Annotated in this window: 22 protein-coding genes; 8 read left to right on the plus strand and 14 right to left on the minus strand. The window is 60.3% G+C overall.

The genetic code is table 11. From position 1 onward, the window contains the following. Complete coding sequence (locus M0209_RS02475; protein WP_258886713.1) at window positions 1-462, plus strand: cupin domain-containing protein; 462 nt, start codon at window positions 1-3, stop codon at window positions 460-462. A gap of 619 nt (window positions 463-1,081) precedes the next feature. Here M0209_RS02475 and yihA read toward each other — a convergent pair. The 6 genes from yihA to M0209_RS02505 form a co-directional block, all read right to left on the minus strand. Next, the gene (gene yihA / locus M0209_RS02480; protein WP_258886719.1) at window positions 1,082-1,723 is read right to left on the minus strand and encodes a ribosome biogenesis GTP-binding protein YihA/YsxC; all 642 of its coding nucleotides are present in this window, start codon (window positions 1,721-1,723) and stop codon (window positions 1,082-1,084) included. Between the two features lie 100 nt (window positions 1,724-1,823). Next, window positions 1,824-3,584, minus strand: a complete 1,761-nt coding sequence (gene yidC / locus M0209_RS02485; protein WP_258886720.1) for a membrane protein insertase YidC — start codon at window positions 3,582-3,584, stop codon at window positions 1,824-1,826. Window positions 3,585-3,620: 36 nt separating this feature from the next. After that, complete coding sequence (yidD, locus tag M0209_RS02490) at window positions 3,621-3,833, minus strand: membrane protein insertion efficiency factor YidD (protein ID WP_258886721.1); 213 nt, start codon at window positions 3,831-3,833, stop codon at window positions 3,621-3,623. 127 nt (window positions 3,834-3,960) lie between these two features. Next, the gene (rnpA, locus tag M0209_RS02495) at window positions 3,961-4,329 is read right to left on the minus strand and encodes a ribonuclease P protein component (RefSeq protein WP_258886722.1); all 369 of its coding nucleotides are present in this window, start codon (window positions 4,327-4,329) and stop codon (window positions 3,961-3,963) included. 11 nt (window positions 4,330-4,340) lie between these two features. After that, window positions 4,341-4,475 (minus strand): 50S ribosomal protein L34, encoded by a 135-nt coding sequence (rpmH, locus tag M0209_RS02500; RefSeq protein ID WP_258886724.1) that lies wholly within the window; start codon window positions 4,473-4,475, stop codon window positions 4,341-4,343. A gap of 93 nt (window positions 4,476-4,568) precedes the next feature. Further along, window positions 4,569-4,880 (minus strand): PGPGW domain-containing protein, encoded by a 312-nt coding sequence (locus tag M0209_RS02505; protein WP_258886725.1) that lies wholly within the window; start codon window positions 4,878-4,880, stop codon window positions 4,569-4,571. A 95-nt stretch (window positions 4,881-4,975) separates the two neighbouring features. Here M0209_RS02505 and M0209_RS02510 point away from each other — a divergent pair, with 95 nt between their 5' ends. After that, window positions 4,976-6,499, plus strand: coding sequence for a YifB family Mg chelatase-like AAA ATPase (locus M0209_RS02510; RefSeq protein ID WP_258886726.1), 1,524 nt, complete (start codon window positions 4,976-4,978; stop codon window positions 6,497-6,499). Here the strand turns inward: M0209_RS02510 and M0209_RS02515 are convergent. From M0209_RS02515 to M0209_RS02520, 3 genes are all read right to left on the minus strand, one after another. Next, on the minus strand, window positions 6,493-6,948 hold the full coding sequence (locus M0209_RS02515) for a DUF3761 domain-containing protein (protein WP_258886727.1): 456 nt from the start codon (window positions 6,946-6,948) through the stop codon (window positions 6,493-6,495). The genes M0209_RS02510 and M0209_RS02515 overlap by 7 nt on opposite strands. Window positions 6,949-7,383: 435 nt before the next feature. Then, window positions 7,384-7,656, minus strand: a complete 273-nt coding sequence (locus M0209_RS17400) for a DUF3761 domain-containing protein (protein ID WP_408988171.1) — start codon at window positions 7,654-7,656, stop codon at window positions 7,384-7,386. Beyond that, window positions 7,653-7,859: a hypothetical protein gene (locus M0209_RS02520; protein WP_258886728.1), complete on the minus strand. Its 207-nt coding sequence runs from the start codon at window positions 7,857-7,859 to the stop codon at window positions 7,653-7,655. Before M0209_RS02520 ends, M0209_RS17400 begins: the two co-directional genes overlap by 4 nt. Before the next feature lie 250 nt (window positions 7,860-8,109). Between M0209_RS02520 and M0209_RS02525 the strand changes: the two genes are divergently transcribed. The 3 genes from M0209_RS02525 (at window position 8,110) to M0209_RS02535 (ending at window position 9,462) form a co-directional block, all read left to right on the plus strand. Next, window positions 8,110-8,952 (plus strand): hypothetical protein, encoded by an 843-nt coding sequence (locus tag M0209_RS02525; RefSeq protein ID WP_258886729.1) that lies wholly within the window; start codon window positions 8,110-8,112, stop codon window positions 8,950-8,952. Window positions 8,953-8,993: 41 nt separating this feature from the next. After that, the gene (locus tag M0209_RS02530) at window positions 8,994-9,179 is read left to right on the plus strand and encodes a DUF5818 domain-containing protein (RefSeq protein ID WP_309547047.1); all 186 of its coding nucleotides are present in this window, start codon (window positions 8,994-8,996) and stop codon (window positions 9,177-9,179) included. 85 nt (window positions 9,180-9,264) lie between these two features. After that, window positions 9,265-9,462, plus strand: coding sequence for a hypothetical protein (locus M0209_RS02535; protein ID WP_258886731.1), 198 nt, complete (start codon window positions 9,265-9,267; stop codon window positions 9,460-9,462). A 46-nt stretch (window positions 9,463-9,508) separates the two neighbouring features. On the opposite strand, the gene M0209_RS02540 is transcribed toward M0209_RS02535, so the two are convergent. The 4 genes from M0209_RS02540 to M0209_RS02555 are packed head-to-tail and all read right to left on the minus strand — an operon-like array spanning window position 9,509 to window position 11,497. Then, complete coding sequence (locus M0209_RS02540) at window positions 9,509-10,090, minus strand: RadC family protein (protein ID WP_258886732.1); 582 nt, start codon at window positions 10,088-10,090, stop codon at window positions 9,509-9,511. Further along, window positions 10,042-10,506, minus strand: coding sequence for a hypothetical protein (locus M0209_RS02545; RefSeq protein ID WP_258886733.1), 465 nt, complete (start codon window positions 10,504-10,506; stop codon window positions 10,042-10,044). The genes M0209_RS02540 and M0209_RS02545 overlap by 49 nt, the downstream gene beginning before the upstream one ends. 54 nt (window positions 10,507-10,560) lie before the next feature. After that, window positions 10,561-10,929, minus strand: a complete 369-nt coding sequence (locus M0209_RS02550; protein ID WP_258886734.1) for a hypothetical protein — start codon at window positions 10,927-10,929, stop codon at window positions 10,561-10,563. Between the two features lie 40 nt (window positions 10,930-10,969). Next, window positions 10,970-11,497, minus strand: coding sequence for a response regulator transcription factor (locus M0209_RS02555; protein ID WP_258886735.1), 528 nt, complete (start codon window positions 11,495-11,497; stop codon window positions 10,970-10,972). 214 nt (window positions 11,498-11,711) lie between these two features. Here M0209_RS02555 and M0209_RS02560 point away from each other — a divergent pair, with 214 nt between their 5' ends. The 3 genes from M0209_RS02560 (at window position 11,712) to M0209_RS02570 (ending at window position 14,197) form a co-directional block, all read left to right on the plus strand. After that, the gene (locus M0209_RS02560) at window positions 11,712-11,894 is read left to right on the plus strand and encodes a hypothetical protein (RefSeq protein WP_258886736.1); all 183 of its coding nucleotides are present in this window, start codon (window positions 11,712-11,714) and stop codon (window positions 11,892-11,894) included. A 309-nt stretch (window positions 11,895-12,203) separates the two neighbouring features. Further along, window positions 12,204-12,581 carry a hypothetical protein gene (locus M0209_RS02565; RefSeq protein ID WP_258886737.1) on the plus strand — a complete coding sequence of 126 codons (378 nt, stop codon included), beginning with the start codon at window positions 12,204-12,206 and terminating at the stop codon, window positions 12,579-12,581. 266 nt (window positions 12,582-12,847) lie between these two features. Next, complete coding sequence (locus M0209_RS02570; protein ID WP_258886738.1) at window positions 12,848-14,197, plus strand: ComEC/Rec2 family competence protein; 1,350 nt, start codon at window positions 12,848-12,850, stop codon at window positions 14,195-14,197. A gap of 31 nt (window positions 14,198-14,228) precedes the next feature. On the opposite strand, the gene M0209_RS02575 is transcribed toward M0209_RS02570, so the two are convergent. After that, on the minus strand, window positions 14,229-16,712 hold the full coding sequence (locus tag M0209_RS02575; RefSeq protein WP_258886739.1) for a type IV secretory system conjugative DNA transfer family protein: 2,484 nt from the start codon (window positions 16,710-16,712) through the stop codon (window positions 14,229-14,231). Window positions 16,713-16,864: the final 152 nt, after the last annotated feature.

Consider the following 16,864-nt stretch of genomic DNA (forward strand, 5'->3'; position numbering starts at 1 on the left):
ATGCCCAAGATCGTGCTCGACGCAATCCCGCAAACCAACGCCACCGGTTATCCCGCGCCGTTCGACGCGGAAGTGCAGGGCCGCTGGTACCGTCGCCTGGCCCCTGTCGCGGAGCTGACCGACTTCGGCGCGAGCCATGTCGTGCTCAAGCCCGGCGCCTGGTCGTCGCAGCGCCACTGGCATGACGGCGAGGACGAAATGGTCGTGATGATCGCGGGCGAAGGCGTGCTGATCGAGGATGCGGGCGAGACGGTGTTGCGCGTGGGCGATTGCGCGGCATGGCCGAAGGGCAGCACCAACGGACACCATATCGTCAACCGCAGCGACATTGACTGCGTGTTTGTCGCCATTGGCGGCGGGGAGCGCACCGGCGGCGGCTATTCGGACATCGATATGATGTTCACCGCCGACAATCGATATACGACGAAGGACGGGACAGATTACGCCAAGACGCGGGTTTGAAGAGAAGTGAAGCGGAAGAAGTAGGGGGCTTCGACAAGCTCAGCCAAGCCGGTTTGGGAACGACGCTCTCCACCCGTCTTGGCTGAGCTTGTCGAAGCCCCTTCTGCTTCGCGCCGAGAAATCTCCTACAATGGCAGGCGCAGTTCGGCTCCTGCAGCCCGAACGCGCGAAAATGCGACCGGCGCGTCCTGCCACGGGCATCCGGGCGGGACGACTTTGTGGGTCGTTCCAGTCAGGCACGCTTGGTTAGAGGGTGCCGTATCGCCTTTGTGCCCGGCTTCGCATTGGATGTGGCTGCGCCGAAGAGTGCCTATAGAGACGAACTGTGTTGCGGTCGTTGCCGCAAGGTCGGTCTTTTCGCTCATGCCGCGTCGGTCGCAGTCTTAAGTCCCGCAGGACCGCGAAAGAAGTTTCGGGCTCTGTACACCCCGGATAGCCGGGCCACCGGCGATCCGACGGCGATGCATCGGCTTTGAAAAACCGGATGGCTCCGCGCCGGTCGCATGTCACGAACGTCGCCGTTCGCGCTGCCAACCCTTTGCGTTGATCGGACGCTCGAATCAGTAGAGGCAAAAAAATAACCTATAAGGATAATTATGTCAAGCGATTTCGATTGATGTCAGAGCGAAGCCGCCTCGAACACCGCGGCGCGAAGTTCGGGAATGCCCATACCCTTTTCGCTCGATGTAACAATGATATCGGGATGGGCTGCGGCGCGCTTGCGGACAGCTTCGGCGGTGCGGACCGTAACATCGGCCAGTTCCGTTGCCTTTACCTTATCCGCCTTGGTTATAACGATCCGGTAGCTGACGGCGGCGGCATCGAGCATTCCCATGATCTCCTCGTCGACCGGTTTCACCCCGTGGCGCGCGTCGATCAGGACGAAGGCACGACCCAGCACCTGCCGTCCGCGCAGATAATCGTTGATCAGGAAGCGCCACTTCTTGACGACGTCCTTGGGTGCCTCGGCAAAGCCATAGCCGGGCATATCGACGAGCCGGAAGCGGAGCGGCTCCCCGACGTCGAAGAAGTTAAGCTCCTGTGTGCGTCCCGGCGTGTTCGACGTGCGCGCCAGACCATTGCGGTTGGTCAGCGCGTTGAGCAGCGACGATTTGCCGACGTTCGACCGGCCCGCAAACGCGACCTCGGGGGCGACCGGGTCGGGCAGGTGGACGAGCGCGGGCGCCGATTTGAGGAAAGCGATAGGGCCGGAGAAGAGTTTTCTCGCCTGCTCGGTCAGGTCGGTGTCTTCGGTGTTCATCGCCGAGCGTTAGCGAGGTGCTCCTTCGAGCGCCAGCGAGAAGCGCGTCGGTGTGCCTCGCTTGCGCTCGGCAGGGCTTCTCGCTGGCGCTCGAAGAAAACTACGCCACTGTCGGCGCGGCGGGCGAGTTCTTGAGCCCCGGATAGCGCGAGTAGAGCCATTTCTGCTGCGCGATCGTTAGGATGTTCGACGTCGCCCAATAGAGCTGCAGGCCCGCCGCGAACGGGGCCATTACGAACATCAGCACCCAGGGCATGATCGAGAACATCTGCGCCTGCACCGGATCGGGCGGCGGCGGGTTCAGCTTGAACTGGATGTACATCGTCACGCCGAGAATGATCGGCAGCACGCCGATGGCGATGATGTGCGGCGGGGTGAACGGCAACAGGCCGAACAGGTTCACCGGCGTCAGCGGATCGGGGACCGACAGATCCTGGATCCAGCCCACGAACGGCTGGTGCCGCATCTCGATGGTCAGCATCAGCACTTTGTAGAGCGCAAAGAAGATCGGCATCTGGATGAAGACCGGCAGGCAGCCCGCCAGCGGATTGATCTTTTCGGTCTTGTACAGCTGCATGATCTCCTGCTGCTGGCGTGCCTTGTCGTCCTTGTGGCGGTCCTGGATCGCTTTCATCTTGGGCTGGACGATCCGCATCGCTGCCATCGACTGGAACTGCTTTTGCGCGATCGGGAACATCAGGCCGCGGACGGTCAGGGTGAGCGCCATGATCGCGAGACCGAAATTGCCGATGATGCCGGACAGCCAGTGGAGATAATGGAACAGCGGCTTTTCGAAGATCTCGAACCAGCCCCAGTCGATGGCCTTGCCGAACAGCGGTATCTTGAGGTCGGCTTCATAGCCGTCGAGCACGTTGATCTGTTTTGCCCCGGCAAAGAAATGCGTGACGACGGCGGCGGCACGTCCCGGCGCGACGGTCACGGGCGCGCGGACGACATCGGCCTGAAAGCTGCCTGCGTCGGCGCGGAAGGCGGCATCGATACGGGGATTGCCCTGCGGGGCGAGCGCGGTCAGCCAGTATTTGTCGCCGAAGCCCAGCCAGCCGCCGACGCCGCTGGCGCTGTTGACCCCGGGGACGGCCTTGGTCCCGAAGATGCGGTCCCAGAAACCGACCTCGGTCGCGGTCAGATAATGATAGTCGATGTCGTAATTCACCGATCCACCGACCGCCATCATCGGCCCGATATGCGCGATCCAGTTATCGGGGTCGGCCGGCTTTTCGGCGCGGTTGACCACCGAATAGGGGCGCAGCACGACCGGTGCGCCGCTGGTGTTGGCGACACGCTGGTCGACGGTGAACATATATTGATCGTCGACCGCGATCTTCAGGATGAAAAGTTGCCCTTGGCCATTGTCCCAGCGGAGCGTGACCGGCGACGCAGGCGTCAGTTCGGCCTTGTCGGCGGTCCACACCGTATCGGCGTTCGGCACCGCGACGCCGGTGCCCATCCAGTCGAAGCTGGCAAAATAGCTTTGCGGCGCGCCCTGCGGCGACAACAAACGGACATTGGGCGAATTCTTCGCGACCGTCTCCTGATACGACGTCAGCATCAGATCGTCGATCCGCGCACCTTTCAGGTTCAGCGAGCCGCTGACCTTGGCATTACGGATCGGCAGGCGCGGCGAGGCAGCGAGGACCGTGTCGCGCGATTGCTTTGCGGCTTGTGCCGTTACCGGCGGCGGTGCACCGGGTGCGGGAAGGGGGGTGGTCTTGCCGCCCTGAACCTTGGTCACCGGCGGGTTCGCGGGCGGAAACCAGCGGCTGGCAAGCGTGCTCCACCCGAACAGGATAAGACCCGACAGGACGATGGCGAGAATGAAATTGCGTTGTTCGGACTGCACGAGTGCGTTGCTTTCGCTGGGAAACTTGGGAACTAATCAGGGAACCGGGTCGAAGCCGCTGCCGCCCCAGGGGTGGCAGCGCGCAAGGCGGCGGGCCGACAGCCAACCCCCCTTGAGCGCCCCATAGCGGCTTAGCGCCTCGATCGCATAGGCCGAACATGAGGGCATATAGCGGCAACTGGGCGGCAGGACGCGCGACGGGCCGATTTGCCAGCCGCGCGCGAGCAGGATGAGCAGGCGCGTGATCACCGCGTCACCGTTGTTCGAGCGTTAGCGAGAACCCTCTTCGAGCGGAGCGAGAACGCGATGCTGCGGCCAGGCACCTCGCTGGCGCTCGGCGGGGCTTCTCGCTGGCGCTCGAAGAAGAAGGAGGGCGTCACCGCTTTACCTTGGCCAGTGCTTTGGCGAGCTCGGCTTTCAATGCGGCATAGTCGCGCTCGATTCCGCCCGCGCGGCCGATCAGGACGTGGTCGGCACCGGGGACACCTTCGCTCGTCAGCGCTTCACGCGAGAGCGCGCGCAAGCGGCGCTTCATGCGGTTGCGGACGACGGCATTCCCGATTTTCTTGGTAACGGTGAAACCGACGCGCATGTCAGGACTATCGTCGGCGCGGTCGCGGACAAGCAGGACGAATCCCGGCATCGGCGCACGCTTCCCCGCATTCGCCGCGAGGAAGTCGCTACGCTTGCGTAATGTTTGAATCTTCGTGGTCGCGATTTCCGAGTCGGTGGACCGGCGGTCCACCTCGAAATCGCTCAGGCCGAGAGCTTGTGACGACCGCGGGCGCGACGCGCGCGGATCACGGCACGGCCGCCCACTGTCGCCATCCGGTGACGGAAACCGTGACGACGGGCCCGGACGAGATTGCTGGGCTGGAAAGTGCGCTTCATCGCTCATGCCTTCGGATTCGGAACAAGAAAAAGGCCGCCCGCCGAACGGACGACCGCCAATGGAGGTGCGCCTATGCGGAGCGACGGCAAAAGTCAATCGGCCTCGTCCGCCATTTGCGCGCGCGCCAACGCCGCCCGCCGTTTCGCGCTTCCCCGGCGCAGACCACGGTCGGCAAAGGCACCCTGTTTGGGCCAGCGCCGTTTGAGGCGCACATAGAGCCGCTTCGACCATTTGGCGTAGCGCAGCAACAGCGTCAGCCCGGCCGCGAACAGCGGAATAAACCCCGGCCCCGGCAACGGCCCGATGATTACCGCGACAATGCACAGCAAAATGCCCGCCGCGACCAGCAGGTTGCGCCCCAGGGGACTGCGCTCGAACGCCCGCCATCGGTCCTTCATCGACATGACCGCGATGTGGGCAGCGCCGGTTGCATCCGCAAGGCAGACCGGCTTAGATCAATTTTTGCATAGCCTGCGGGCGTGCAGCTGGGGGGACGACGATGACAGCGACCGTGCCGACGGTGGCCTATCTGGGGCTGGAGGCGCGCAGCGTCGAGGTGCAGGCATCGCTGATTGCGGGCCTCCCCGCGTTCAACGTGGTGGGGCTCGGCGACAAGGCGGTCAACGAGAGCCGCGAGCGGGTGCGCGGCGCGATTGCCTCGCTCGGCCTCGCGCTGCCGCCCAAGCGGATCACGGTGAACCTGTCGCCGGCCGACCTGCCCAAGGAAGGGTCGCATTACGACCTGCCGATTGCGCTCGCGGTGCTCGGGGCGATGGGGATCGTCGATGCGGAGACACTGGCGGGCTATGTCGTGGTCGGCGAGCTCGGGTTGAACGGGCGAATCGCGGCGTCGCCGGGGGTGCTGCTCGCCGCCATTCACGCCTCGGGTGCGGGGCAGGGGCTGGTGTGTCCCGAACCGCAAGGGCCGGAAGCCGCCTGGGCGGGCGAGGTCGAAGTCATCGCCGCGCCCGATTTGTTGTCGCTGCTCAACCATTTCAAAGGGTCCGTTCTGCTGCCCCCGCCAGCGGCAGGCGAAGTCGAACCGTGCGACCATGGCCCGGACCTGGCGCAGGTCAAAGGGCAGGAGACGGCCAAGCGCGCGGTCGAGATTTCGGCAGCGGGCGGGCATAATCTGTTGATGGTGGGGCCGCCAGGCTCGGGCAAATCGCTGATGGCGGCGTGCATTCCCGGCATTCTCCCGGACTTGACCGCGAGCGAGGCGTTGGAAGTGTCGATGGTCGCTTCGGTGGCGGGGGAGCTGACGGGCGGGCGGCTGATCCGGACGCGCCCGTTCCGTAGCCCGCATCATTCGGCGTCGATGGCGGCGCTGACCGGCGGGGGCCTGCGCGTCAAACCGGGCGAAGTCAGCCTCGCGCATCTGGGCGTGCTGTTCCTCGACGAGCTGCCTGAATTCCAGCGCCCGGTGCTCGATTCGCTGCGTCAGCCGCTCGAGACCGGCAATGTCAGTGTGGCGCGCGCCAACGCGCATGTGACCTTTCCGGCGCGGGTGCAGCTGGTCGCTGCGATGAATCCGTGTGGCCGCGTTGCCTTGTTGCCATACGTCGAAGTGTCTCTTCGCTCATTTCGCAAAGAGTTTCAAAAGGATGGTGGAAAATCCATTGCCTCATACCTGCGTCTGAGACGGCTCGATCTCGGCTTGTTTCAAAAGGACGCTGCCAAGCTGCTTTGCGTTTGCGAGGAAGGTTACGCAAAATGGGAGAAGGGGGTCTGCGAACCTTCGGTTCGCTACTACCCATTGGTCATTGCGTTTCTTGGGTATGAGCCTTGGCCTGTTCCGCAAACATTGCCGCAAAAGCTGATGGCACAACGTCGCCGTTACGGTCTTTCGATCAAACGCGCTGCTGCTTCGCACGGGTTTGATGAAGGGACGTGGATGTCGTGGGAGCGTGGGACGCGCCGACCGACCAAGCCGTCGATGCGTCGTCTCGGGGCATTTCTCGATATGAAATCGGCGGGCCGAAATATTGGCCCGCCAATCACAGCGTCAATTCGATCTCAATAAAACTGCGCGACGCCGCCGTGGCGTGAACACGTGCCTGAGCGATGTGCCGACTGGCTATAGGTGCCGTCACGACATTTGGCCGTCGCACCGTTTGGCCCGCCAACACTGGTAGCCTGACCGGTTTTTGCGGGCGCGGTGCGAGGCGCGGGGGCTGCTCGCGGTGCAGGTGCGGCCTTCGCTGCAGGCGCTGGTGCCACTGGCGCTGCACCTTTGCAGACGGCCTTGTTGGCATTGCCAGCTTTCGAGCAATCATAGTTGCGTGCACCCTTGGCAGCCGGAGCCGTCGCGGCTGCGGGTTTCGGAGCGGGCGCTGAGGCAGGTGTTGCGCCCTTACAGGCTGCCTTGTTGGCATTGCCTGCCTTGGTGCAGTCGTAATTGCGGGCGCTCGCGGGCGCTGCAACGATCATCGGGATAGCCAGCGCCAAAGCGAAATACAGCGGTTTCATCATCTTCCTCTCCATCAACCATGTGAAAGCACCGAGTCAGTTTGGACTGGCTTCTCCGTCGCGGGGCTTAGTGCCTGCGGTGCCGGTATGCGGGTTGGTGTTCCCTCGCGTCGAATAATTGTCGTTGCGCGTCGTGTTGGGATTGGTTTGATAGTGCGGAGCGACATAGGTGCCGTTTGAGCGAGTGTATCCACTCACGACGTGCTCGCTCGAACGGGTACTTGGCGCGTGATACGTGCTTGAAGAGCTTCGGCGCGCCACCGCGGGCGACATGCTGCTACCGACGATCACTGTAATGGCTACCAGCGTAAGACCGATTTTTGTCATCATACTCTCCCTCGTTCGCAACCTACTCACTCGGAGTCTATTTAACGAGGATTACAGGTGGCGGTCACAAGGGCAATCGAATTCCACGTTCGTCAGGCACGGCGGACAGGATTACAGCCAGCGCGAAACACCACCGTGATGCGAACAGGTGCCGCGATGGCTTTCGCTAAAACTCCACGTGCCATCCCTGCATTGCGCGCTTGCTCCCGCTGGCGCACGGTTTGCACGAACGGGACGGTGCACACGGTGGCCGCTGCGAGCGGTGTAGTATTCACTCCCGTAGGTGTTGGGATAGCTCTGCGTGGTGTGATGCGTCCTGCGCGCGATGCCGGTTGACGGCGCGAGCAAGGCAAGCGCCATAGCAATAGCAAGAACCTTCCTCATCCTGCATCGCCTTGGGCCGCTGATCGCTCGGCGATGATCTCGGGCAGCCGCTTGGCAACCTCGTTCCAGACGATGATGTCGCTTTCGTGTCCGCTCACTTTGGCCTCGGCAAGACGTAGTGCTACGGCGGCGTGGACATTTTCGCCGTGTGCCGACACCATCATATTGGCGACTGACCAGTACTCCCATTTGGCAACCGTCATGTGCATATCCCTAGCCGACGACATAGAACGCTACGCGACTGCGACCTGTCGTCAAGCACATGTCCAACCTCGTTCGATTGCTGCTTTTGCTCATGTGGCAAACGCTCTCCGCCTTCGTTTCCGATGGCGAGATGGCAGCAATCGTTTGCCCATGACGGGCTGGCTCAGCCATCTCGTATCATCGCCCCATTGAAGAACGGTTCGACATCGGGCTATTCGTTGAATCGACAGAGTGCATGGGGGAACGGGTATGTCCGATGATAAGCCGACTGGCGAGGTCGATGTCACGAGGGAATGGCGAGCCGCGCAAGGCCAGGTGGCCGCCGCCAAACGCCTTCGCATCTTCGCTGGGCTTTCGTGGGCCGTTGCCATCGGTACGGAAATCACGGGGGTTGTGCTGCTCCTCAAGCACAAGTTCGATCACGGCAACCTCGCGCTTTTGATCGGCATCTTGGTTGTGATAGCGGTTTTTGCGATTGGCGGCAGCTTGTTGTGGAAGGCCGCAAACAAGCAAGACCCGGCGCGTGCATCCGACACGGCAAAGTTCTTTTTCCAGAATCAGCTCGGCGCAATCATCACCGTGATCGCGTTCCTGCCGCTCCTCGTCCTGATCTTCATGGACAAGGACATGGACCCGAAAAACAAAAAGATTGCGGGTGGAATCGGAGCGGTCTTGGCGATCGGTGCGACACTTGTCGGGGTAAGCTGGAAGCCGCCTTCGGTTGAGCAATACACGCAGGATATGAACGCCTGCGCGGCGCAGATCAAAGCCAGTCAGCCGACGACGGCCTGCTCGCCCGAGGTCGCTTCTCAAGCACAGGACATCGCTCGAGACTCGGCTGATGTGGCGGCTGCGACAAAGAGCGCCGCAAATCCCGCCGGTCTGGATGTCGTGTATTGGATCGCACCTGAAAACGGGGCCAAGACGGCTTCGACGCCGCATGTCTTCCATCTGTGCCAAGGGGTAAGTCCGCTCCGTGGCAAGACGGTGAATCAAGGCTCCGTCACAGAGGCTTACGCGCAGAACGCTACCCGCATCACCAAGCAGATTTCGATGGAACAGGGGCAGTGCGGGTTCACTGCGGCCAAGTAGGGCGGTAAGCAGCGGTTTCCTCGATCATGCCGCGCGGAACCTTGCACACCGTTGACGGGCTGCTGCTGTCTGGTTCGCCGCTTCCCGTTTTGCGCGTGGATGGCGGCGGCGAGTGGCGGCTCGATATGGCAAGCCGGTTCTATAAGCTGATCGGACGTCGGGTGCGCGTAACCGGCACACGTGGTGATTTCGATCTGCTGAATGTTACACAAGTTGTCCTCCTTTAGCACCCTACTTGCTGCGCTCAATTCCGACCGCTAGCCTCTCTTGGTCGCGCCAACCGACTGGCGGACTCGGACGAGGAGAATTGTGATGATCCGCCGTGTTGTAGGGAGTGCGCTGGCACTTTCGATGGTGATTGGTTTTGCTGCTGCCCCGGCACTGGCTGCACCCTGTAGGGATGCCAAGGGCAAGTTCACGAAATGCCCGACGGCTCCGGCCAAGGCCGTCCGGTGCAAAGCGAATGGCAAGTTTGCCAAGTGCGGCTCGCCCGGTGCCAAACCCGTATAACCATATGGCGGGGAGCGGTCGCCGCTCCCCGCCAAAGCCATTCTAGCTACAGCAATCCCAATTCCCGAAAGCTCGTCACCGATTGCGCGCCGATCACCAAATGATCGAACAGCACCGCATCGACCAGTCGGCAGGTATCCGACACACGCCGCGTCAATGTCCGGTCGGCAGTGCTTGGCGTAGGATCGCCGCCCGGGTGATTATGTGCGAGGACGACCAGCGCCGCACCGACCTCAAGCGCCTTGCGGGCAATCTCCTTTGGCTCGGCTGGGCAGTGCTGAAACGAACCCCGCGCGATCTCGCCATCCCATAACAGACCACCGGTCGCGTTGAACAGAATGACGTAGGCGACTTCGATCGGTTCTTGCCCAATGCGATTTTGAAGGAAGGGGACAAGCTGTTCTGACGAACACCGCACCGGTAGCCTAAGCTGCTCGCGCTGACTGAATAACAGGCATTGTCGCCACAGCTTCAAAAAGGGCAGTGCCGCGCTCCCTTTTCCGATTGCGCTGTGTAGGCGCGACGGGCGCGCCGTGAGTGCGCCGCGCAAACTCCCGAAACTGTCGATAAGGAGGCGGGCTATTGCTTCCGCTTCGGGAATCCCTGCCGCCGCAAGAAGCTGCTCCAAGAGGTTTGCGGCCCCTGAACTCTCCGGCGTCGTTGCAGTGAGTAAGTCCCGTAAACTAGGACCGGCGGCATCAGAAAACTGGTCACGGTGATGGAGGCCACATACGCCCACGGATTCCGGTTGGACGAAATCATGTTCAGGACATGCGCCGCTACCGTAATGAGTTGCAGGGCTGACATCCACAGCGGCCATATCCTGTTTGCACGAAGGGCGATCAGCACCAAGGCGAGCAACAGGGTCGCGTCGATGGCGAAAATCGCCCAGCGAATCTGTCCTCCGGTGTAGGCACCCGAGCCAAAAATGAAGGTCGCGAGTGCTGCCGCGACCAATGCAACGGCAGTCAGTCGCTCCGGTGCGCCACCGCATATCCCGGCATACAGACAGGCTGCGACGAACAGGCTGGTGATGATAACCATCGGCACCATTGGTTGACCGGAACATGCTTTCGCAGTCCGGTCAACAATAGGCGCTCAGGCAGCAATCTTGAGCACGGTACGGCCTTCGGCGGCTGACGGTGGCGGGCAGTCTTGCCACGGCCCGAATGCCGTTGCCGGTAAGTTGATCTCGGCGCGTGTTGCATTCAGGCAATGATGGGCGTCGATGATCCGGCTGCGCGCTTGGAACATCAACGCGGTCGATTCACCGATACGGTCGAACGCCGATTGTCCGATTACCGGCGACAGTCCAGTCATGGCCCGAGCGTTGAGCAATGCCGTGGTAAGCGCAGCGAGGCTTCCCATGGCACGGTCAAAATCGCCTTCGGCTGTGGCCAACGATTGTGCGACGGACGCAGCCGCCTCGGCGCGCTGTGCGAGCGCTTGTTCCTTCTGCATTCTCATGGTTTCTCCTCGGGGCGGCGCAGGGGCCGCGTCGGCTGCCCTAGGGCAACTTTGAAAGGGTCGTGCTCAGCGATATCAAGGTATCGGCAAGCAGGTTGGTGGCGGCTGCCAGACACAGCGCAATGAAGACGGCCGATATCAGGATGTATACCAGCCGGTCGGATATGGTCAGGTCATCGCGCGTCGCTCCTTTCACCGGGCCGGTGAACGAGGGGCGTTTGAACATCCATATATCCTCAAACGTGCGGAATGAGGCTGGTTCATGAAGCTCGCTGCCCACTGTCATCGGTATTTCCGTTTCCGGTGATGGGGCGGTCGGGATGCCGTAGGATATGGGGGTTACGTCCCTAGGGATTTCTCCCGATGCGGCGCGGCGCTCGCGCAACCGACGCACTGCTTCGTTGCGATTGGCGAGGCCAAGCCGACTGATCGCGGCGGCCAAGTGAGCCTCGACTGTCTTTGGCGATATCGAAAGGGAGCGCGCGATCTCCTTGGCCGTCATAGGTAACGAAGCCAGTTCGAGGCATTCGAGCTGGCGTTCGGTCAAAGATTCAAACGGGTCGTCCACGGTGACAGAGTGTAACATTTTGGGACACAAGCCAATGAGTTGAACCTGCTCTCGCTCGTCCGCGCAGTCGTTTTTGAGTGATGTAATAATTGGTACGGAGACGGTTCGATCAAGCGGTTACAAACATGGCACAAATATCAAACTCTGATTCGCCATGCGTGGGCAAGTGACCGACAATTCGGCGACATCATGAAAATTTGAACGGAGTTCCATCGTGAATGCATTTGACCGCATAGCACAGGTGCGCGAGATTCGCGCCGAAATGGATATTCTTCAGAAACGACTTGAGCGCGCTGATTTAGGACTGTCGGCATCGCTTCTATCAACGGCCAAACATGCTTTATGGGTCGATATCCGGGAACCTCGCATTGGACAAATCGTGCACTGCGCCGAGTAATTTATATCTTTGATACGAGTGTAGTTGCAGCGGCGCGCAAAATAACCGATTTCTCATACTATGAACGCCGCTCCGACGCTTGTTTTGACATTTCAAAGCGATGTGAGCTGCGAACGATGGGTTGCTAATCCACCCGCTCGTGAGAGTCTTACGTCTTGCATTTCCCGCGAGTCATCGAACGTGGCGACGATTACGCCCAATTGGCCACGCGCACTATCGGCCCGAACGCGCGCTGCGTGTCATCTGCTGGAAGAGACGCTTCGGTCAAGCGATGATGACACGCTGGTATCGTGGCAAGGGGGCAGCCCATTGGATCGATCTGACGCTCGAGCGCATTTGGCTGAGTGGGCAAATCTTGGGGTTGTTCCAGTCCACCAGTTGATCTCGTTTGATTTCAACGCGCCTGCTCTCGGCATTCCGGCAGTTTCGAGTCTCAATCTTAGCCACTACGTCGGCCAAGAGCTGATCGGACTGCCGCAGCATGAATCAGAACGCCAAGAGATCGCCCGCTGCGTTGCGCGCCTAGCCTTTGACATGCTGACCAATGGTCCACTTGAAACTGGCCTACATCGGTTTCCGACACATGATGGGTTTATCGTGCTCGTCGAGGTTGAACGCCAACGGTGTCGCCTGTCGCTTATCAAAGAAAAAGTGAGTCTTATGACTGACTTGGGTTCGTTGCACTGAATCCTTTCAAGAACTCAACCGTCTGCGGCTCTTGCGTCAAAATTAGCAGTTCGGCGACACGCGATGCGAGCGATGCGAGCGATGCGGCGATGGGTGCGCGACTTCGCAGTGGGCGAAGGTCTGTAGGGAAACGCCGAGGGCGGTTTTTTCGTTTGCGCATCGCTACGATTGAGCAAATATTGAAACGGAGGAAGCGGAGTCGATTTCGACTGCGGAGACATCGAATTTCCTCGGAAGTTCTAATAAAAGTTGCAGGGGGAAATGTAATGACCGTGCATCGCAAGCCCAGTCGCACTCTAGCGAAATTCGTTGCAGCAACCGCACTCTTTGCATTGGTGCTTCCGTCCCAAGTGTTTGCTGAACCTGAGCAACCGTTAGTGGTTCGGCACAGCCCTGACGTGGCGTTTCCCGCCGAAGCTGCGGTTGGCGTTCCTGATACACCGCTAATTACGTCGATTGCTATTAGCGGTGGAGCGGCATCGCCGACGGATCGCACCAATCGTCCAGGGCGCGTCGATGAACGCCCGCGTGTTCTTCACAGCGGGACGACCGAGGCACTGTTCTCGGCGCACCTGACGGCCCCGGCATTGTCTGTCTCGCCGAAGTTGCGACCTGACTGGATGCTCGCGCACTACATCAATGTCGGGCAGGGCAATGCGACACTTTTGGAGTTCAGCTGCGGGGTCGCGCTGATCGATACCGGCGGGCAGGGGCCAGCTGGAACGGCGAAACTGATTGCGTATCTCAACGGTGTCTTTGCACGCCGCGCCGATCTCAATCGCACGATAGCGCTGGTTGTACTTACCCATCCGCACAGCGACCACACATCAGGCGTCGCCGCGCTCACGCAAGGCGGCGCAAACCAGTTCACCATATCCAATATTGTGACGAATGCGGGTACATCCGGTTCTGGCTGGGTCGGCCAGAAAAAGTTGCTCGATTACGGGGCGGCCAAAGGTGTCCCCGTGACGCTCGTCTCGAACGAGTCAATCGTCAGGTCAGATGGCCTCACCACAACCAGCATCGACCCGTTGGCCTGTTCACCGGTCGATCCCGACATTCGCGTTCTCTGGGGAACGGACAATCAGGGCCATACGTGGGCGAAGAATCAGAACGACGATAGTGTCGTGGTGCGTGTCGATTTCGGCGAAAGTTCGTTTGTGTTTACCGGCGATCTGGAAGATGATGCTCAACCGGAATTTCTCCAGTCCTACAGCCTCAATCCCGACATTATCGACGTCGATGTGTACGAAGTCGGGCATCATGGATCGAAGAACGGCACCACCGCTCAACTGCTACAGGTCATCAAGCCTGAAATAGCGGTCGTGAGCGCGGGCAATCCGGCTGCCAAAGAACCGGGGTTCTCCGCCTATAATTTTGGACATCCAAACAAGATTGCGATTGGACTTTTGAGCAATCCGACCTTCGGCGTCTCAATGACTCGACCAACGGGGACGTTTCCGGTTGGGGTCTCGGGCAAAGCGCCAAACAGTACGAAGCCTCCTGTCTTTGAATCTGAAACTATCTCGAAGGCGATCTTCTCCACCGGTTGGGACGGAAATATCGTCATCGCTGCGAGTGCGACAGGGCAAAAAGTCGTCCAGACGCAGCAATGAAATCGCGGCGAATGCTGCGCCGGACTGGCTGTTAGCCTTCGCTCGGCAGCGTTCGCAATGACCCGGCGATAACCCGAGCAACGGCAGCGCGGCGATCCCGTGCTTCGGTAATGCCGACACGGGTTTTCGACACTTTGACCTTGTATCCGCGCACGGTTGTTTCGGTTGGGGGGACAAATAGCGCATCAAGCGTTTCGGCGAACGCATCGGGTGTCACATACTCAATCTTTGCCAGTTCTTCGTCCGATAGGGTGATATTGGCAGCGTCTTCGATGGCGCGCAGGCGCTTGGCGTCAGTGGCAATCGCAAAGACACGGCTGAAACCACCATCCAGACATTTAGCAAGGTTGTGCGCTTCATATGGCGCTTTGGACGTAACCGAGATTTCACAGGCAAGCGCAATGCCGTCGCGATACAAGGCGACATCGACACTGCCGCCTTCGACCGGCTGCTCGATCACAGCGCGAAAGCCCCGTTCCTCGGCAATGCCTTTGATTAGGTGTTGGACGTAGCGATGTTGCGGCCCGCCCTTGCCAAGCTCGCTTGTGGTCGGTCCGATCCCATCGGGCGTGAATTCGACCGGCTCGGGAAGTGGCTCGATGCCACGCTCTGTTGGGGTCGGCGGCACTGTATCGAGAGGTGGGGAAGGGGGTGACGGCGCTTGCGTCACCGGTTCGGTCGTCGCTTTCGGAATGCTGATGGGTGCAAAATCGACGATATCGGCGCGCGTCCCGCAATATCGCTTGCGATTCAAGGCAAGCAGCGCCGCGTAGGATTCTTCGGCCATGATCGGCTGTCGTTCGACAAAGCCCAGTGGCACTGACAGCCGGATAGCTTGAGGCGTCGCGTGTTTCAGCCAGACCGCGAACTCGCTGCGATCACCCTTGCGCCGCATGTCCTCGATGAAGTCGGTCGTGGTGCGAAGCTCGCCCGCAAGCGTTCGGGCATCCTTGTTCGACACACCGCCCACGCATTTGAAACTGGTATTGGAAAGTAAGCTCGAACGCAGTCCCGTCGAGAGCTGGTCGAGCGTTTGATGCGCCAAGGTCAGCGACACCCGGTATTTACGGGCTTGCGAGAGGATCGTTTCAATTGAGTCGTCGAAATACTCCTGCGCCTCGTCGATATAGACAAAGGTGGGCGTTCGCTCGCTTGCCTTCACAGTCGAACGCTCAAGCGCGGCTTGGGCGAGCATGGCGATGAAGAAGCGTCCCAATAGGCTGCTGCCATCGGATTTGAGCATGTCCTTGGCCGTATTGACGAGGATGATTTTGCCCGATTGGAGTGCTGCGAACAAATCGAGCTTGTTGGCCGTCTGCGCGAACATGCGCTCGAAGGCCGGGGTCGAAAGCACACCCCATAGGCGCTTGAGGATCTGTTTTTTGGTCGCGGCAAAGGACGGATGGAAGAACTCGGTGGCGAAGAAATAGCGCGCCGACCCGTCGAGCTTGTCCATATGTTCTTTGAACGGTCGGCCATCCTCCATTAGCTGCATGAGCGTGTGGATCGTCGCGTCGGGGATGGTGAGCATCAACCGCGCCAGATAGCGAAAGATGACGCCCTGCTTCTGGGTTAGCTCCGCACCGAGCATCTCACCGAAAAAGGTTTCGTAGAGTTCGATAACGCCGTTCAACACCCGCTCGCGGTCGGCAGCATCGTATCCGTCCACCCGCTTGGTGTTCGTTGCAAACAGATTGAGCGACGCGGGGTAGTCGACATCGGACGGGTCGATCAAAACGAGGCGCTCAGCAAGCGAGTTCGGTGCGAGGGGATCGAACAGGTCGAGCCGCACTAGCTTGTTGATAAGGTCGCCTTGGCTGTCGATGACGACAACCGATCGCTCGTCGCTTTGCGCCTTCCGTAGGTCGGCATAGATCATTCGCTGCATCAACTGGGTCTTTCCGTGCCCGGTGCCGCCGACGATGTGGCAATGTTCGAAGCGCGCCTCGTCAGAAACGTGGAACGGCACCGGCAACCGCAGCAATTTCAGGAAAGGCGTGTCAGCAAAATAGAGTTCGACCAATTCGTCGAGCGATTTTCCTGACATGTCGCGGTGGGTCGGGTGCTTCAATCGCTCGGCGCGTTCGTGCGGGTTGTCAGTTGGGCTAAATCCCGACGCCACCATAAGGTTGCGGGTGAGGGTGCGCTGTAGATCGTCGAATAGCCCGTATCGTATCGTGTCGTCGTCATACGGAAACAGCATGATGCTGCTCAGAAGCTCATGGGGGTCTTCGACCATTTCGATCAAAGGCACCCCAAAGGCATCGTCGCTCCAGGGCGAAAAGCACGGCTCGGGAAGGGCAGCAAAGACGCTTTCGTAGAGGGAGGTGAAGCGCCTGCCGACGATACCCAGCAAATAGTCGGGGTCGCTGATCCAGCGTTTGCGTCGTTCGATCATGGCGCGGAAGTTCACCGCCACCTCAAGATCGCTCTCGATGCTCTCCCACAATGCGGCGACCGGCATGATATCTTCGCGCCGCAATATGGCATCGCTTGCCATATAGAGTTCGACCAAGATTTCGGTCGCGGGCGCGCGCTTGACGCTGTCGGTTGCGTCACTGAGCCATTTGGCGACAAATCCCTCGGGCGGAGTCTCGGCGAACACCGATGTGTGCCAGCGCTCTTGCACACTATCCCATGCTGCGCGGGTATCGCGAAGCTCGGTGC

It is taken from the genome of Sphingomonas sp. SUN039, assembly GCF_024758725.1.
GTDB lineage: Bacteria > Pseudomonadota > Alphaproteobacteria > Sphingomonadales > Sphingomonadaceae > Sphingomonas_O.

What these genes read in the sequence shown, in the direction of transcription:
- M0209_RS02510 (WP_258886726.1), top strand. Translation starts at nt 4,976, where the DNA reads ATGACAGCGACCGTGCCGACGGTGGCCTATCTGGGGCTGGAGGCGCGC.
- M0209_RS02570 (WP_258886738.1), top strand. Translation starts at nt 12,848, where the DNA reads ATGACCGTGCATCGCAAGCCCAGTCGCACTCTAGCGAAATTCGTTGCA.
- M0209_RS02520 (WP_258886728.1), bottom strand. Translation starts at nt 7,859, where the DNA reads ATGACGGTTGCCAAATGGGAGTACTGGTCAGTCGCCAATATGATGGTG.
- M0209_RS17400 (WP_408988171.1), bottom strand. Translation starts at nt 7,656, where the DNA reads ATGAGGAAGGTTCTTGCTATTGCTATGGCGCTTGCCTTGCTCGCGCCG.
- yihA (WP_258886719.1), bottom strand. Translation starts at nt 1,723, where the DNA reads ATGAACACCGAAGACACCGACCTGACCGAGCAGGCGAGAAAACTCTTC.
- M0209_RS02545 (WP_258886733.1), bottom strand. Translation starts at nt 10,506, where the DNA reads ATGGTTATCATCACCAGCCTGTTCGTCGCAGCCTGTCTGTATGCCGGG.
- M0209_RS02535 (WP_258886731.1), top strand. Translation starts at nt 9,265, where the DNA reads ATGATCCGCCGTGTTGTAGGGAGTGCGCTGGCACTTTCGATGGTGATT.
- M0209_RS02515 (WP_258886727.1), bottom strand. Translation starts at nt 6,948, where the DNA reads ATGATGAAACCGCTGTATTTCGCTTTGGCGCTGGCTATCCCGATGATC.
- M0209_RS02550 (WP_258886734.1), bottom strand. Translation starts at nt 10,929, where the DNA reads ATGAGAATGCAGAAGGAACAAGCGCTCGCACAGCGCGCCGAGGCGGCT.
- M0209_RS02505 (WP_258886725.1), bottom strand. Translation starts at nt 4,880, where the DNA reads ATGTCGATGAAGGACCGATGGCGGGCGTTCGAGCGCAGTCCCCTGGGG.
- rpmH (WP_258886724.1), bottom strand. Translation starts at nt 4,475, where the DNA reads ATGAAGCGCACTTTCCAGCCCAGCAATCTCGTCCGGGCCCGTCGTCAC.
- M0209_RS02475 (WP_258886713.1), top strand. Translation starts at nt 1, where the DNA reads ATGCCCAAGATCGTGCTCGACGCAATCCCGCAAACCAACGCCACCGGT.
- M0209_RS02525 (WP_258886729.1), top strand. Translation starts at nt 8,110, where the DNA reads ATGTCCGATGATAAGCCGACTGGCGAGGTCGATGTCACGAGGGAATGG.